Source organism: Curvibacter gracilis ATCC BAA-807 (genome assembly GCF_000518645.1).
GTDB lineage: Bacteria > Pseudomonadota > Gammaproteobacteria > Burkholderiales > Burkholderiaceae_C > Curvibacter > Curvibacter gracilis.
Genome location: NZ_KI912466.1, coordinates 417,636 through 434,001, shown reverse-complemented (window position 1 = coordinate 434,001; position 16,366 = coordinate 417,636). Strand labels below are relative to the sequence as shown.

The following is a 16,366-nucleotide window of genomic DNA, read 5'->3' as shown; positions in this document are numbered from 1 at the left end:
GCCTGACGGGCCTTCTTGTCGCCTGAGCGGCTTATTTGTTGGCGGCCTGGAACTTGGCCAGCAGTTCGTTGCCACGGGTCACAGCGGTGTCCAGGGCTTCCTTGGCCGTCTTCTTGCCGGTCCAGATCTGTTCGGTTTCCTCGTCCAGGATGGCGCGGATCTGCACGAAATTGCCCAGGCGCACGCCACGCGACTTGTCGGTGGTCTTGCGGATCATCTGGTTCACGGCCACGTCGGTGCCGGGGTTCTTCTTGTAAAAGCCCGACTTCTCGGTCAGCTCGAAAGCCGCGGTGGTGATGGGCAGGTAGCCGGTGCGCTGGTGGCTGGCGGCCTGCACTTCAGGCTTGGACAGGAAGTTGAAGAACGAGGCCACGCCCTTGTAGTGAGCCGCCGGCTTGCCCGACAGCACCCACAGGCTGGCGCCGCCCACGATGGTGTTCTGGGGCGCGCCCGGCACATCGGGGTAGTAGGGCAGGGTGGACTCGGCGAACTTGAACTTGGAGTCGCGCTGGATGCTGGCGTAGCTGCCCGACGAACCCACGAACATCGCGCATTCGCCCGAGGTGAACGAGGTGATGGCCTTGCTGGCGCGGCCCTTGTAGACGAACAGGCCCTGTTTGGCCATGTTGCCCAGGTTCTCGAAGTGGCGCACATGCAGGGGCGAGTTGAATTCCAGTCGCGCGTCCAGGCCCCCAAAACCATTGCCCTTGCTGGCGTAGCTGGTGTTGTGCCAGGTCGAGAAGCTTTCCAACTGGGCCCAGGTCATCCACGAGGTGGTGAAGGGGCACTTGCTGCCGCTGGCCTTGAGCTTGGCGGCGACCGAGACCACGTCGGGCCAGGTCACCGGGGCTTTTTCAGGGTCCAGGCCGGCCGCCTTGAAAGCGTCCTTGTTGTAATAGAACACGGTGGTCGAGCTGTTGAAGGGCAGCGACATCATCTGGCCGTTGGGGGCCGTGTAGTAGCCTGCCACGGCCGGGATGTAGGCCTTGGGGTCGAACTTGACGCCGCCTTCCTTCATCACCTCGGCCACCGGTTTGACGGCGCCCTTGGCATACATCATGGTGGCCGTGCCCACTTCGAACACCTGCAGGATGTCGGGCGCATTGCCGGCGCGGAAGGCCGCAATACCAGCGGCCATCGACTGGTCGTACTCGCCCTTGTAGGTGGGCACCATCTTGTACTCGCTCTGGCTTTCGTTGTACTGCTTGGCCAGGTCGTTCACCCAGTCATTGAGGGCGCCATCCATCGAGTGCCACCACTGAATCTCGGTCTGGGCCTGGGCGGGTGCACCGATCACGGCGGCCAGCGCGGCCACGAGGGCCAGGTTGCGGAATTTCATGCAATCTCCTGCGGGGGTACGAAAAGCGCGGATGCTAATCGCGTGGTGTGACAAAAGGAAGTCGGTTGTGTCATACGTGTAGCAATCGCTCCATCGGGAGATTCCCTGTCCCCCCGCATTCCCGGATAACCCTGAGGCTCGTCAAGGAATGGGTGAATGCGTTAAATTGTGCATTGCAACAGTTCTGAATCAGGCCCCGCCTGACCCTGATGCCCGCCATGACCTCCATGCCCCTGCTTTTGTCCGACCTGCTTCAACCGCCCTCCCGGGCCATGGCGTCGGTGCGGGTGCCCTCCTGGCGATCCCGGCGCTGGCTTTGACGCCCCGGCCGCGTTGGAAGCGGGCTTTCCTGCCTTCCATCCGAGCCATTCTTCCCGGTACCGTAAAATCCGGGCCCCAAGGTCCATGGGCATGTCCATGCCCACCCCCCAGGTTTACTCCATGAATGCACCCACCGCGTTGGCCGCCATCCTGTCGCAGGCCGCAGAGCCTGCCCGACTGCGCGAAATTCCGTACAACTACACCTCGTTTTCCGACCGGGAAATCGTCATCCGGCTGCTGGGCTCGCGGGCCTGGGATCTGCTGAGCCAGCTGCGTGGCGAGCGCCAGACCGGCCGTTCTGCCCGCATGCTGTATGAAGTGCTGGGTGACATCTGGGTGGTGCAGCGCAACCCCTATCTGCAGGACGACCTGCTGGACAACCCCAAGCGCCGCGGTCTGCTGGTGGAGGCTTTGCGCCACCGCCTGGGCGAGATCGAGCGCCGTCGCACCCCCGGTGACGATGCCGCCCGCGACGCCCTGGTGGGCGAGGTGCTGGGCATGGCCGAACTGGCCGTGAAGGCCTTTGACGCGGCTTTCCAGGAGGCGGCCACCCTGCGCGCCCAGGTCAGCAAGCGCCTGCGCAAGGTCACGGCCAAGGACAACATCAAATTTGATGGTCTGTCGCGCGTGGCCCACGTCACCGACGCCACCGACTGGCGTGTCGAGTACCCCTTTGTGGTGCTGACCCCTGATTCCGAGGCTGAAATGGCCGCCCTGGTGCGCGCCTGCATCGAGCTGGGCCTGACCATCATCCCGCGTGGGGGCGGCACCGGCTACACGGGTGGCGCCATCCCGCTGACCTGGAAGAGCGTGGTCATCAACACCGAAAAGCTCGAAGCCATGACCGAGGTCGAGAAGGTGCAACTGCCCGGCATCGCCGAGCCGGTGGCCACCATCTGGACCGAAGCGGGTGTGGTGACGCAGCGCGTGGCCGACGCCGCCGAGCGCGGCGGCTTCGTCTTCGCGGTGGACCCGACCTCGGCCGAGGCCTCGTGCATCGGCGGCAACATCGCCATGAATGCAGGCGGCAAGAAGGCCGTGCTGTGGGGCACGGCCCTGGACAACCTGGCCAGCTGGCGCATGGTCACCCCCGATGCCCAATGGCTGGAGGTGACGCGCCTGGACCACAACCTGGGCAAGATCCACGATGCCGAGGTCGCCACCTTCGAGCTGAAGTACTTCGAAGCCGATGGCAAGACCCCGGTGCGCACCGAGCGCCTGGCCATCCCGGGCCGGACCTTCCGCAAGGAAGGCCTGGGCAAGGACGTGACCGACAAGTTCCTGGCGGGCCTGCCGGGCATCCAGAAAGAGGGCTGCGACGGCCTGATCACCAGCGCACGCTGGGTGGTGCACCGCATGCCCGAGCACACCCGCACGGTGTGCCTGGAGTTCTTCGGCAATGCCAAGGATGCGGTGCCCAGCATCGTCGAGATCAAGGACTTCATGTTCGCCGAGCAAAAGCGCAGCGGCGTCTTGCTGGCCGGCCTGGAGCACCTGGACGACCGCTACCTGAAGGCGGTGGGTTATGCCACCAAGAGCAAGAAGGGCAACGGCGGCCTGCCCAAGATGGTGCTGATCGGTGACATCGCGGGCGACAACGCCGACGACGTGGCCCGCATCACCTCGGAGGTGGTTCGCATCGCCAACTCGCGCAATGGCGAGGGCTTCATCGCCATCAGCGCCGATGCGCGCAAGAAGTTCTGGGCCGACCGCAAGAAGACGGCGGCCATCAGCCGCCACACCAACGCCTTCAAGATCAATGAAGACGTGGTGATCCCGCTGCCGCGCATGGCCGAGTACACCGACGGCATCGAACGCATCAACATCGAGCTGTCGCTGCGCAACAAGCTCAAGCTGTGCCACGAGCTGGAGGCCTTCTTCAAGCAGGGCAAGCTGCCCCTGGGCAAGGCCGACGACGCCAGCGAAATGCCCTCGCCCGAGCTGCTCGAGCAGCGCGTGGGCCAGGCCATTGCCGTGCTGCAGGAAACCCGCGACCTGTGGGCGGGCTGGCTCAACGACGTCGACACCCTGTTCCCGCAACTGCAGGACCACAGCCTGCGCGCCAGCTGGAAGACGCAGATCCGCAGCCCGCTGCAGGGCATCTTCACGGGGGCGGCCTTCAAGCCCATCCTGGACGAAGTCAACACCATCCACCAAAGCGTGCTCAAGGGCCGTGTCTGGGTGGCGCTGCACATGCACGCCGGCGACGGCAATGTGCACACCAACATCCCGGTCAACAGCGACAACTACGAGATGCTGCAGACCGCCCACGAGGCCGTGGCCCGCATCATGGTGCTGGCGCGCAGCCTGGACGGCGTGATCTCGGGTGAGCACGGCATCGGCATCACCAAGCTCGAATTCCTGAGCGACGCCGAACTGCGTCCGTTCACCGAATACAAGCAGAAGGTCGACCCCGAGGGCCGCTTCAACAAGGGCAAGCTGCTGCGCGCCCCGGCCGGCACCCCCGAGACCCTGCACGCCGACCTGACCAATGCCTACACGCCGAGCTTCGGCCTGATGGGCCATGAGTCGCTGATCATGCAGCAGAGCGACATCGGCGCCATCGCCGATTCGGTCAAGGACTGCCTGCGTTGCGGCAAGTGCAAGCCCGTGTGCGCCACCCATGTGCCGCGCGCCAACCTGCTGTACAGCCCGCGCAACAAGATCCTGGCCACCTCGCTGCTGGTCGAGGCCTTCCTGTACGAGGAGCAGACCCGCCGCGGTGTGTCGATCAAGCACTGGCAGGAGTTTGAAGACGTGGCCGACCACTGCACGGTGTGCCACAAGTGCCTCAGCCCCTGCCCGGTGAAGATCGACTTCGGCGACGTCACCATGAACATGCGCAACCTGCTGCGCAAGATGGGGCAGAAGAGCTTCCGCCCTGGCAACGCCGCGGCCATGTTCATGCTCAACGCCACCAACCCCGAGACCATCAAGCTGGCCCGCTCGGCCATGGTGGGCGTGGGCATGAAGGCGCAGCGCCTGGCCAATGATTTGCTCAAGGGCATGGCCCGCAAGCAGACCGGTGCGCCGCCGGCCACGGTGGGGGCCGCTCCGATCAAGGAGCAGATCATCCACTTCATTAACAAGAAGATGCCGGGCAACCTGCCCAAGAAGACGGCACGCGCGCTGCTCGACATCGAGGACAAGGACTACGTGCCCATCATCCGCAACCCGCAGGCCACCACCGCGGACAGCGAGGCCGTGTTCTATTTCCCGGGTTGTGGTTCGGAGCGCCTGTTCAGCCAGGTCGGCCTGGCCACCCAGGCCATGCTGTGGCATGCCGGGGTGCAGACCGTGCTGCCGCCGGGCTACCTGTGCTGCGGCTACCCACAGCGCGGCAGCGGTCAGTTCGACAAGGCGGAGAAGATCATCACCGACAACCGGGTGTTGTTCCACCGCGTGGCCAACACGCTCAACTACCTCGACATCAAGACCGTGGTGGTGAGCTGCGGCACCTGCTACGACCAGTTGCAGGGCTATGAGTTCGAGAAGATCTTCCCGGGCTGCCGCATCATCGACATCCACGAGTACCTGCTGGAAAAGGGCATCACGCTCGACACCTCTTCGGGCGCGGGCTACCTGTACCACGACCCCTGCCACACGCCCATGAAGCTGCAGGACCCGATGAAGACCGTCAAGGCCCTGATCGGCGACCAGGTGCTCAAGAGCGAGCGTTGCTGCGGCGAGTCGGGCACGCTGGGCGTGACCCGGCCCGACATCTCCACCCAGGTGCGCTTCCGCAAGGAAGAGGAAATCCGCAAGGGTGAGGCGGCGTTGCGTGCCTCGGGCGCCGTGGGCCCGAAGGACAATGTCAAGATCCTCACCAGCTGCCCGAGCTGCCTGCAAGGCCTGACCCGCTATGGCGACGACCTGAACAACGGCCTGCTCGAGGCCGACTACATCGTGGTCGAGATGGCTCAGCAGATCCTGGGGGCCGACTGGCTGCCGCAGTATGTGTCCGCCGCCAACGCCGGTGGCATCGAGCGCGTGCTGGTCTGATTTCATCGTCAACTTTGTTGTGGAGCCTCTCATGTCGATCGTTCGCCGAGCCCTGATGGTCAACACCCTGCGCGGCCTGGTGGCTGCCGCCGCCCTCACGGCCGCGGGCCTGGTGGGTGCGCAGACCGCCAAGCCCATCCGTTTGCTGGTGGGTTTCCCGGCCGGCGGCGGCACCGACGTGATCGCCCGCACCCTGGCCGACAAACTCAAGGACGAGCTGGGCGTGCCGGTGGTGGTGGACAACCGCCCCGGCGCGGGCGGGCAGGTGGCGGCCCAGGCCCTCAAGGCCTCGCCGCCCGATGGCAGCACCTATTTCCTGAGCCATGACCACACCATCTCCATCCTGCCCCTGGTGGTGAAGAACCCTGGGTTTGACCCTGCCCACGATTTCGTGGCCGTGGGTGGTCTGGCCACCTTCGTCAATGCCTTTGCGGTGTCCAGCGGCACACCCGCCAAGTCGTTCAAGGACTATGTCGCGGCAGTGCAAGCGGCGGGCGGCAAGGGCAATGTCGGGGTGCCGGCGCCGGCCTCGGTGCCGGAATTCCTGGTCAAGGTGATCGGCGAGAAGAACAAGCTGGACCTGGTCTCGGTGCCCTACCGCGGCAGCGCCCCCATGCTAGCCGACATGCTGGGCAACCAGATCGGTGCCGGCGTGGCCTCGGTGCCCGATTTCATCGAGAACCACCGCGCTGGCAAGCTGCGCGTGGTGGCGGTGCTGGGCGACAAGCGCCAGGCGGCCCTGCCCGATGTGCCCAGCTTTGCCGAGCTGGGACTGGCTGGTTTCGAGGACGTGCCGTACTACGGCATCTTTACCGTGGCCGGCACGCCCAAGGCCTCGCTGGACCCCTTTTCTGCGGCCCTGGCCAAGGTGCTGGCCCTGCCCGAGGTCCACGATCGGCTGACCGCCATGGGCCTGAGCGTGGGTTATTCCACCGGCGCGCAACTGGCCGCGCGCGAGCGCAGCTACGCCCAGACCTGGGCGCGCATCATCAAATCCAGCGGCTTCCAACCCCAGTAACGGCTTTGAGCCGGGGCGCAGACTTGACGCGCGTCAGGTTTGAGTGCCCCCAGCCTTGCTGATTTGCCCCTTCTTGCCGCAGGCTTCCTGCGTGTGGTGGGACAATGCGCGCTGTACCGCCCCAGGCGGTTTCACCCACAAGCAAGGCAGGACGATTTTCATGGCAGGACTCACGGCAGGCGCCCCGACCCCCACGGCGCTCACGGTGCACGGGCAGTCGCGCGTGCTGGAAGTGGCATTCTCGGATGGCGCCGTGTTCCGCCTGCCCTTCGAGTTGATGCGTGTCTATTCGCCCTCGGCCGAAGTCCAGGGCCACGGCCCGGGCCAGGAAACCCTGCAGACCGGCAAGCGTGAGGTGGGCCTGCTGGGCCTGGAGCCGGTGGGCAACTATGCCGTCAAGCCCTTGTTCACCGATGGCCATGAGAGCGGCATCTTCACCTGGGACTATCTCTATTCGCTGGGCAGCCGTCAGGCCGAACTCTGGGCCGAGTACGAGGCCCGCCTGCAGGCTGCCGGTCGCGGCCGCGATGACCCCATGCCCATCAAGGGCGGGCATGGCTGCTCCAGCCACTGATCCACTCCGCCCGGACCAGGCCCCACCCTGCCGCAAGCGGGGTTGTCGCCGGTGACAGAGGCACTAACGTATAGCATTCAGCCATGAGCACGACACATTTCGGTTTTCAGTCGGTGGACGAGCAGGAGAAGGCTCGCAAGGTCCGTGGGGTCTTCGACTCGGTCGCGTCACGCTACGACATCATGAACGACCTGATGTCCCTGGGCCTGCACCGGGCCTGGAAGGCCTACACCGTCATGGTGGCCAACCTGCATGAAGGCGATCAGGTGCTCGACATCGCCGGCGGCACCGGCGACCTGGCCATGGCCTTTTCCAAGAAGGTCGGCCGCACGGGGCGGGTGGTGCACACCGACATCAACGAGGCCATGCTGCGCACCGGGCGCAACCGCCTGCTCGATGCCGGCGTGGTGCTGCCCACCCTGGTGTGCGATGCTGAAAAGCTGCCGTTCCCCGACAACCATTTCGATGTGGTCAGCGTGGCCTTCGGCCTGCGCAACATGACCCACAAGGACCAGGCCCTGGCCGAGATGAACCGCGTGCTCAAGCCGCGCGGCAAGCTGCTGGTGCTCGAGTTCTCCAAGGTGGCGGCGCCGCTGGCCAAGCCCTACGACTGGTATTCCTTCAAGATCCTGCCCCGGCTGGGGCAGATGGTGGCCGGCGATGCCGACAGCTACCGCTACCTGGCCGAATCGATCCGCATGCACCCTGGGCAGGAAGAGCTCAAGGCCCTGATGAAGCAGGCGGGTTTCGGCCATGTGGACTACCACAACCTCACCGGTGGGGTGGTGGCCCTGCACGTCGGCATCAAGTGTTGAGGGGCGTGCGCGCCCCAAGCGATTGAACGGGGCTTGCCCCCACTGAACGAGAAGATGGAGATGACATGATGAAGCTTTGGTCCGTGGTGCTGGCGCTGGCACTGGTGATGGCTGGCCAGGAGGCCGAGGCCGCACGCAGGCTGGGGGGCGGCCAATCGATCGGGCGTCAATCCTCGAATGTGACCCAGCGTGAGGCGGCTTCGCCCGCCCCGGCAATGCCCGCGTCGCCATCGGTGGCCCCGGCCGGCGCCGCGTCCTCGGTGGCCAAACCCGCACCGGCACCTGCCCCGGCCGCGGCCCAGGCGCCGCGCCGCCCCTGGGGTGCCATGCTGGGCGGACTGGCGGCTGGCCTGGGCCTGGCCTGGCTCGCCCACTCGCTGGGTTTCGGCGAGGCCTTCGGTCAGATTCTGATGGTGGCCTTGCTGGCCATGGTGGTCATGGCCCTGATCGGGTGGTTCATGCGCAGCCGCCGGGGTACCGCTGCGGCCTCCGGCCCCTATGCATTCCAGGGCGCGGGCTCGCCTGCCGCCGCGCCGGCCCTGCGCCAGTACAGCCCCGATCACGTCGGCAACGATGCCTCGGCCCGGCCCTGGGAGCGCCAAAGCCAGTTCGGCCCCGAGACCGCCGGCCGCCAGTCGGGTGGTGCCCTGATCGGCACGGCGCTGGGGGGCAGCCAGAGTTGGGGTATTCCGGCCGGTTTCGACACCGAGGGTTTTCTGGGCGCGGCCAAGCGCAACTTCGTGGCCTTGCAGGCCGCCTGGGACCGTTCCGACATCCCGACCCTGCGCGCCATGATGACCGACGGCATGCTCGATGAGATCCGTGTGCAGCTCAACGAGCGCGAAGCCCATCGCCCGGGGCAGCAGAACAAGACCGACGTGGTCATGATCGAGGCCCAGCTGCTGGGCATCGAAGACCTGGGCGAGGGCTACATGGCCAGCGTCGAGTTCTCCGGCATGATCCGCGAGGAGCCCTCGGCGGGCCCCAATCCTTTCCGCGAGGTCTGGAACATGACCAAGCCCAAGGACGGCAGTGCGGGCTGGCTGGTGGCCGGCGTGCAGGCCTTGCAGTGAGCCTGAACGCGCTTTGAGGCCGCCGCCTGCCCGGGCCTGTGCAGGGTCATCGGGCTGGCGCCTCACTTTCGGGGAATAATCGCCGGCTATGGCCCAAGCAACCCCTTTTTCCCTGATCGATCAACTGTTTGACCGCGTCACCAGCACCTTCCAGCCACCTGCCTGGCTGGTGAGCGAGTTGCAGCACCGTGGTGTGCTGCTCATCAACCACGTGTTGATGCAAGAGCCCGAGGCCATGGCCCGGCTTGCGCGCCAGAAGGGCCGCGTGGCCAGCGTGCAATGGCGCCTCTTTGACATCAAGCTGATCATCACCCCGGCAGGGCTGATCGACCTGGCCGAGCCGGGTGCGAACTCCGATCTGCACCTCTCTGTCACTGAAAGCTCGCCCACCTCCCTGGTGCAGGCGGTCGTGGCAGGTGAGAAGCCGCCGGTGCGCATCGAGGGCGATGTGCAATTTGCCGCCGAAATCAACTGGATCGTCGACCACGTGCGTTGGGATCTCGAAGAAGACCTGGCCCGCGTGGTGGGCGATGGCCCGGCCCACACCGTCGTGCAGGCGGTCAAAAACCTGGCGCGCGGTCTGAAGGATTTTGTGACCCGCTTCCCCGCCACCTCCATCGTGCGCGACAAGGACGGGCTATGAGCCGTCTGTTGCGAGGGTGCTACATCCTCTGGGTGGTGCTGCGCTATGGCCTCGACGAGATGGTGCTGACCCATTTCGGCAGGCCCTGGATGACCCGCCTGGCGCGCATCATCACCATCGGCCGCAAGCTGGACGCGCCGCGCGGGCAGCGCCTGCGCGAGGCGCTGGAGCAGCTGGGCCCCATCTTCGTGAAGTTCGGCCAGGTGCTGTCCACCCGGCGCGATCTGTTGCCCCCTGACATTGCCGAAGAGCTGGCCCATCTGCAGGACCGGGTGCCTCCGTTCAGCTCCGACGTGGCCGTCGCTACCATCGAGCGGGCCTTCCGTCGTCCGGTCGACGAGGTGTTTCTGGCTTTTGACCGCGAGCCCGTGGCCAGCGCCTCGATTGCCCAGGTGCACTTCGGCGTGGTGCGCACGGCGGCCGGGGTGGAGCGCGAGGTGGCGATCAAGGTGCTGCGCCCCGGCATGCTGCCCGTGATCGACAAGGACCTGGCCCTGATGCGCATGATGGCCGGCTGGGTCGAGGGCCTGAGTTCGGATGGCAAGCGCCTGAAACCGCGCGAAGTGGTGGCCGAGTTCGACAAATACCTGCACGACGAACTGGATCTGGTGCGCGAGGCCTCCAATGCCGCCCAGTTGCGGCGCAACATGAGCGGGCTGGATCTGGTGCTGATCCCCGAGGTGTTCTGGGATTTCTGCCACCCCGAGGTGATGGTCATGGAGCGCATGAAGGGCGTGCCCATCAGCCAGCTTGAGCGCCTGCGCGAGGCCGGGGTCAACATTCCCCAGCTGGCGCGCGATGGCGTCACCATCTTCTTCACCCAGGTGTTCCGCGACGGCTTCTTCCACGCCGACATGCACCCGGGCAACATCCAGGTCAGTCTGGCGCCCGGCACCTTCGGGCGCTACATCTCGCTGGACTTCGGCATCGTCGGCACCCTGACCGAGTACGACAAGGAGTACCTGGCGCAGAACTTCACGGCCTTTTTCCGTCGCGACTACAAACGGGTGGCCGAGCTGCACATCGAAAGCGGCTGGGTGCCCCCGGAAACCCGGGTCGATGAGCTGGAGGCCGCCATCCGCAGTGTGTGCGAGCCCTATTTCGACCGTCCGCTCAAGGAAATCTCGCTGGGCATGGTGTTGATGCGCCTGTTCCAGACCTCGCGCCGCTTCCAGGTCGAGATCCAGCCCCAGCTGGTGTTGTTGCAGAAGACCCTGCTCAACATCGAGGGCCTGGGCCGGCAGCTGGACCCCGAGTTGGACCTCTGGAGCACGGCCAAGCCCTTCCTGGAGAAGTGGATGCTCGACCAGGTGGGCCCGCAGCGCCTGTTCAAGCAGTTGCGCGACGAGTTCCCCCGTTACGCCAAGCTGCTGCCCGAGCTGCCGCGCCTGCTGGCCGGCTATCTGGAGCAAGGCCCGTCCGGGCATAAAAAGGAGTTGGCCCTGTTGTTGGCCGAGCAGCGGCGCACCAACCGGCTGCTGCAGTCCATCGTCTACGGTGGCATGGGATTTGTATTGGGTCTGCTGGCGTTGCAACTGGTGATCAGAATCCGTCTGTTCTGACGGCCAGCGGCCCGCCTGGGCCCGATTTCGGGATAATCCGCCGTCTTCCTGGAGGTTTCCGTGCTGCTGACCCTGGTCATCATCTACTTGCTCGTCACCATCGCCATCGGCCTGTGGGCGGCCAAGCGGGTGAAAAACACCGCCGATTTCGCGATCGCGGGGCGCCATCTGCCCTTGTTCATGATCGTGACCACCACCTTTGCCACCTGGTTCGGGTCGGAAACGGTGATGGGCATCCCGGCCACCTTCATCAAGGAAGGCCTGCATGGCGTGGTCGAAGACCCGTTTGGGGCGGGCTTCTGCCTGATCCTGGTCGGGCTGTTCTTCTCGGCGCGGCTGTACAAGATGTCGCTGCTCACCATCAGCGACTATTACCGTGAACGTTATGGCCGGGTGATCGAAATCCTGTGCTCGCTGATCATCCTCATCAGCTACCTGGGTTGGGTGGCCGCCCAGGTCACGGCACTGGGGTTGGTCTTCAACGTGCTGTCCGAAGGTGCCATCTCGCAGCCGGTGGGCATGCTGATCGGCACGGCCTCCATCCTGGCCTACACCTTGTTCGGCGGCATGTGGTCGGTGGCGGTGACCGATTTCATCCAGATGATCATCCTGGTCTGCGGCCTGTTGATCCTGGCCGTGTTTGCCGGCCAACAGGCGGGTGGGGTGGACAAGGTGCTGGCCTATGCCCAGGAAAAAGACCTGTTCGCCTTCTGGCCCCCCATGCAGTTCAAGGACATTCTGTTCTTCATCGGCGCGGGCATGACCATGATGCTGGGCTCGATCCCGCAGCAGGACGTGTTCCAGTGGGTGATGTCGGCCAAGGACGAGCGCGCCGCCACCCGGGGCCCGGTGATCGGCGGCATTTGCTACATCCTGTTTGCTTTCGTGCCCATGTTCCTGGTCACCAGTGCCTTGATCATCATGCCCGAGACCACGGAGCAGCTCCTGTCCACCGGCCGCAAGGTGGACAGCCAGATGATCCTGCCCACCCTGGTGCGCACGCACATGCCTTTTGTGATGCAGGTGCTGTTTTTCGGTGCCCTGCTGTCGGCCATCAAGAGTACGGCTTCGGCCACCTTGCTGGCGCCCTCGGTGACCTTTGTGGAGAACATCTGGCGTCAGTTCTTTCCGCGCCAGAGCGACCAGCAGGAGCTGCGCACCATGCGCGTCACCGTGCTGATCTTCAGCGTCTTCGTTTGCACCTATGCCATCCTCTCCAAGGACAAGCCCATTTACGAGATGGTGTCGGGTGCCTACCAGGTCACCCTGGTGGGGGCGATCGTGCCCCTGACGGCCGGTCTCTACTGGAAGCGGGCCACCACCCAGGGCGCCTTGTTTTCGATCGTGCTGGGTATCTTGTGCTGGCTGCTGTTCATCGTGACCCCTGCAGGGGAAGAGGTGCCGGCCCAACTGGCTGGCTTTGTGGCGGCGCTGGCGGGTATGCTGATCGGCTCGCTGGGGCCGCAGGCCATCCGCAACAGCCACGCCTCGCACCACGCCTTGCCGGGGCTTTGAGGCCCGGGCCCCATGCTCATCGACCGGGCGGCTCTTGCAGAATGACCGCCCGCCTATAATTGAGGGTTTTGCAACCCCCTTCCAAGCTCAGAAAGCCATGCCAATCTACGCCTACAAATGCGAGTCCTGCGGGCACAGCAAAGACGTCTTGCAAAAAATCTCCGACGCCCCGCTGACGGAATGCCCCGCCTGCCATGCCTCGGCCTTCCGCAAACAGATCACGGCGGCCGGTTTCCAGCTCAAGGGTTCGGGCTGGTATGTGACCGATTTCCGCGGTGGTAACGGTGGCACCAATGGTGCTGCCACAGGAACCAGTGCTCCGGCCACAGCCCCTGCCTCGGGCGCTGACTCCGGTGCCTCCAGCGCGCCGGCCGAGTCCTCGTCGGCCAGCACGACCAAGGCCGATTCAGCCCCCACCGCCTCGGGTGGTTCTTGCGGCGGCGGTTGCGCCTGTCACGGATGACCTCCCCCATGGCCGCCATGCGCAAATGGTTGTTCGCGGGGTTGCTGGTCATCGTGCCGGTGGCCATCACCATCTGGGTGCTCGACTGGATCATCGGCACCCTGGACCAGACCCTGCTCATCCTGCCCCAGAAATGGCGGCCGGACGAGTTGCTGGGTTTCCACATCCCGGGCTTCGGGGTGGTGCTCACGCTGCTCATCCTGTTGGTGGTGGGTGCCGTCGCCAGCAACTTCCTGGGTCGCAAGCTCGTCAAGCTGGGTGATGCGATCGTGCACCGCATCCCGGTGGTGCGTTCGATCTATTCCAGCGTCAAGCAGGTCTCGGACACGCTGTTCTCGGAAAGCGGCAACGCCTTCCGAAAGGCGGTGCTGATCCAGTGGCCGCGCGATGGCGTCTGGACCGTGGCCTTCGTCACGGGGACCCCGGGTGGTGATGTGCTCACCTACCTCAAGGACGACTTTCTCAGCGTCTACGTGCCCACCACGCCCAACCCCACCGGGGGCTATTTCGTGATGTTGCGACGCAGTGATTGCATCGAACTCGACATGAGCGTGGACGAGGCGCTCAAGTACATCGTTTCCATGGGCGTGGTCGCTCCTGCGGGCCCGGCCATCCTCTCTCAATCTTCTCAGTAATGCGCCTGCCGGCGCTGGATGTTTCTTATGGCTATGCGTTCACACTATTGCGGTCTCGTGACCGAAGCCCTGCTGGGCCAAACCGTTACCTTGTCGGGCTGGGTCAATCGTCGTCGTGACCACGGTGGTGTGATCTTCATCGACCTGCGCGACCGTGAAGGTTATGTGCAGGTGGTCTGCGACCCGGACCGGGCCGAGATGTTCAAGGTGGCCGAAGAAGTGCGCAACGAGTTCTGCGTGCAGGTCAAGGGGGTGGTGCGGGCCCGCCCGGACGGCACCACCAATGACAAGCTCAAGAGCGGCCAGATCGAAGTGCTGTGCCACGAACTCAAGGTGCTCAACCCCTCGGTCACGCCTCCCTTCCAGATCGATGAGGACAACCTCAGCGAAACCACCCGCCTGACCCACCGCGTGCTGGACCTGCGCCGCCCGTACATGCAGAACAACCTGATGCTGCGCTACCGCGTGGCCATGGAAGTGCGCAAGTTCCTCGATGCCAACGGCTTCATCGACATCGAAACCCCGATGCTGACCAAGTCCACGCCCGAAGGCGCGCGTGACTACCTGGTGCCCAGCCGCGTGCATGACGGCCAGTTCTTCGCGCTGCCCCAGTCGCCCCAGCTCTTCAAGCAGCTGCTGATGGTGGCCGGCTTCGACCGCTACTACCAGATCACCAAGTGCTTCCGCGACGAAGACCTGCGCGCTGACCGCCAGCCCGAATTCACGCAGATCGATATCGAAACGTCCTTCATGGAAGAGCAGGACATCCGCGACATGTTCCAGGGCATGATCAAGACCGTGTTCCAGAACACCCTGGGCGTGGATCTGGGCGAGTTCCCGGTCATGACCTACCAGGACGCGGCCTTCCGTTTCGGCTCTGACAAGCCCGACCTGCGCGTCAAGCTCGAGTTCACCGAGCTGACCGATGTGATGGGCGATGTCGATTTCAAGGTGTTCTCCACCCCCGCCACCACCAAGGGTGGCCGCGTGGTGGCCCTGCGTGTGCCGGGCGGCGCCAAGGAAGGTTCGGGCCTGTCGCGCGGTGAGATCGACAGCTACACCGAGTTCGTCAAGATCTACGGCGCCAAGGGCCTGGCCTGGATCAAGGTCAACGATCTGAGCAAGGGTCGCGACGGCCTGCAAAGCCCCATCGTCAAGAACCTGCACGACAAGGCCATTGCCGAGATCCTGGCCCGCACCGGCGCCCAGGACGGCGACCTGCTGTTCTTCGGTGCTGACAAGGAAAAGATCGTCAACGACTCCATCGGTGCCCTGCGCATCAAGATCGGTCATAGCGAATTCGGCAAGAAGAACGGCCTCTTCGAAAGCCGTTGGGCCCCGCTGTGGGTGGTCGACTTCCCGATGTTCGAGTTCGACGAAGATGCCCAGCGCTGGAACGCCGTGCACCACCCCTTCACCGCCCCCAAGGACGGTCATGAGGATTGGATGGTCACCGCACCCGAGAAGTGCATCTCCAAGGGTTACGACATGGTGCTCAATGGCTGGGAAATGGGTGGCGGCTCGGTCCGTATCCACCGTGCCGATGTGCAGCAGAAGGTGTTCGATGCCCTCAAGATCAGCCCCGAGGAAGCCCAGCAGAAGTTCGGCTTCCTGCTCGACGCGCTGCAATACGGCGCGCCTCCGCACGGTGGCCTGGCCTTCGGTCTGGACCGCATCGTGACCCTGATGACCGGCGCCGAGTCGATCCGTGACGTGATCGCCTTCCCCAAGACCCAGCGCGCCCAGTGTCTGTTGACCCAGGCCCCGAGCCCGGTGGACGAAAAGCAGCTGCGCGAGCTGCACATCCGCCTGCGCAACCCCACGCCCGCCGCCTGAGGCCGGCAGATCACCTGATCGGCCCCCTGGGGCGATCAGGACCGAAGCGGCCACGGCGCAAGCTCTGGCCGCTTTTTTTCTTGCCCCGGAGAGCCCCATGTCCGAGCCGCGCGCCTACAAGATTCCCGAGTCGGTGCTGGTGCTGATCCACACGCCCGACCGCCAGGTGCTGCTGATCCGTCGCGCCGATGCTGGCGAGCATTGGCAATCCGTCACCGGCAGCAAGGACCATGTCGATGAAAGCTGGCTCGACACCGCGGTGCGCGAGGTGATGGAGGAGACCGGCATCGACGCCCTGGCGCCGGGGCATCGCCTGCTGGATTGGGGGCTGGAGAACGTCTATGACATCTGGCCCGAGTGGCAGCATCGCTACGCACCCGGTGTGCGGCGCAATCGCGAGCGCGTGTTCGGCCTGACCGTACCCCGTCCTCTGCCCGTGCGCCTGAGCCCCCGTGAACACACGGCCAGCCAGTGGCTGCCCTGGCTGGAGGCGGCGGATCGGTGCTTTTCGGCCTCGAATGCAGAGGCTTGCCTGATGCTGCCGCGCTTCCTGGCGTGAATGCTGCCCGC

At 65.0% G+C, this 16,366-nt stretch carries 13 protein-coding genes; 12 read left to right on the top strand and 1 reads right to left on the bottom strand.

Annotation, left to right across the window (positions count from 1 at the left end; translation table 11 throughout):
- Nucleotides 1-31 precede the first annotated feature (31 nt).
- Nucleotides 32-1,339, bottom strand: coding sequence for a sn-glycerol-3-phosphate ABC transporter substrate-binding protein UgpB (gene ugpB / locus L880_RS0127575; RefSeq protein ID WP_027478335.1), 1,308 nt, complete (start codon nucleotides 1,337-1,339; stop codon nucleotides 32-34).
- A 441-nt stretch (nucleotides 1,340-1,780) separates the two neighbouring features.
- Here ugpB and L880_RS0127570 point away from each other — a divergent pair, with 441 nt between their 5' ends.
- From L880_RS0127570 to nudB, 12 genes are all read left to right on the top strand, one after another.
- Nucleotides 1,781-5,662 carry a DUF3683 domain-containing protein gene (locus L880_RS0127570; RefSeq protein ID WP_027478334.1) on the top strand — a complete coding sequence of 1,294 codons (3,882 nt, stop codon included), beginning with the start codon at nucleotides 1,781-1,783 and terminating at the stop codon, nucleotides 5,660-5,662.
- Between the two features lie 31 nt (nucleotides 5,663-5,693).
- On the top strand, nucleotides 5,694-6,680 hold the full coding sequence (locus L880_RS0127565) for a Bug family tripartite tricarboxylate transporter substrate binding protein (RefSeq protein WP_027478333.1): 987 nt from the start codon (nucleotides 5,694-5,696) through the stop codon (nucleotides 6,678-6,680).
- A gap of 160 nt (nucleotides 6,681-6,840) precedes the next feature.
- Nucleotides 6,841-7,254 (top strand): gamma-butyrobetaine hydroxylase family protein, encoded by a 414-nt coding sequence (locus L880_RS0127560; RefSeq protein WP_027478332.1) that lies wholly within the window; start codon nucleotides 6,841-6,843, stop codon nucleotides 7,252-7,254.
- An 83-nt stretch (nucleotides 7,255-7,337) separates the two neighbouring features.
- Nucleotides 7,338-8,069, top strand: a complete 732-nt coding sequence (gene ubiE, locus L880_RS0127555) for a bifunctional demethylmenaquinone methyltransferase/2-methoxy-6-polyprenyl-1,4-benzoquinol methylase UbiE (protein WP_027478331.1) — start codon at nucleotides 7,338-7,340, stop codon at nucleotides 8,067-8,069.
- 65 nt (nucleotides 8,070-8,134) lie between these two features.
- Nucleotides 8,135-9,142, top strand: coding sequence for a Tim44 domain-containing protein (locus tag L880_RS0127550; protein WP_027478330.1), 1,008 nt, complete (start codon nucleotides 8,135-8,137; stop codon nucleotides 9,140-9,142).
- Between the two features lie 88 nt (nucleotides 9,143-9,230).
- A complete protein-coding gene (locus L880_RS0127545) occupies nucleotides 9,231-9,785 on the top strand; it encodes a ubiquinone biosynthesis accessory factor UbiJ (RefSeq protein WP_027478329.1) in 555 nt (184 codons plus the stop codon).
- The gene (ubiB, locus tag L880_RS0127540) at nucleotides 9,782-11,347 is read left to right on the top strand and encodes a ubiquinone biosynthesis regulatory protein kinase UbiB (protein WP_027478328.1); all 1,566 of its coding nucleotides are present in this window, start codon (nucleotides 9,782-9,784) and stop codon (nucleotides 11,345-11,347) included. Before L880_RS0127545 ends, ubiB begins: the two co-directional genes overlap by 4 nt.
- A 60-nt stretch (nucleotides 11,348-11,407) precedes the next feature.
- Complete coding sequence (locus L880_RS0127535; RefSeq protein WP_027478327.1) at nucleotides 11,408-12,862, top strand: high affinity choline transporter 1; 1,455 nt, start codon at nucleotides 11,408-11,410, stop codon at nucleotides 12,860-12,862.
- 97 nt (nucleotides 12,863-12,959) lie between these two features.
- Complete coding sequence (locus L880_RS0127530; RefSeq protein ID WP_027478326.1) at nucleotides 12,960-13,325, top strand: FmdB family zinc ribbon protein; 366 nt, start codon at nucleotides 12,960-12,962, stop codon at nucleotides 13,323-13,325.
- An 8-nt stretch (nucleotides 13,326-13,333) separates the two neighbouring features.
- Entirely contained in the window at nucleotides 13,334-13,960 is a 627-nt protein-coding gene (locus L880_RS0127525; protein ID WP_027478325.1) for a DUF502 domain-containing protein, read from the top strand.
- Nucleotides 13,961-13,987: 27 nt separating this feature from the next.
- Nucleotides 13,988-15,796 carry an aspartate--tRNA ligase gene (aspS, locus tag L880_RS0127520; protein WP_027478324.1) on the top strand — a complete coding sequence of 603 codons (1,809 nt, stop codon included), beginning with the start codon at nucleotides 13,988-13,990 and terminating at the stop codon, nucleotides 15,794-15,796.
- Between the two features lie 97 nt (nucleotides 15,797-15,893).
- Complete coding sequence (gene nudB / locus L880_RS0127515) at nucleotides 15,894-16,355, top strand: dihydroneopterin triphosphate diphosphatase (RefSeq protein WP_027478323.1); 462 nt, start codon at nucleotides 15,894-15,896, stop codon at nucleotides 16,353-16,355.
- The last annotated feature ends 11 nt before the right edge of the window (nucleotides 16,356-16,366 follow it).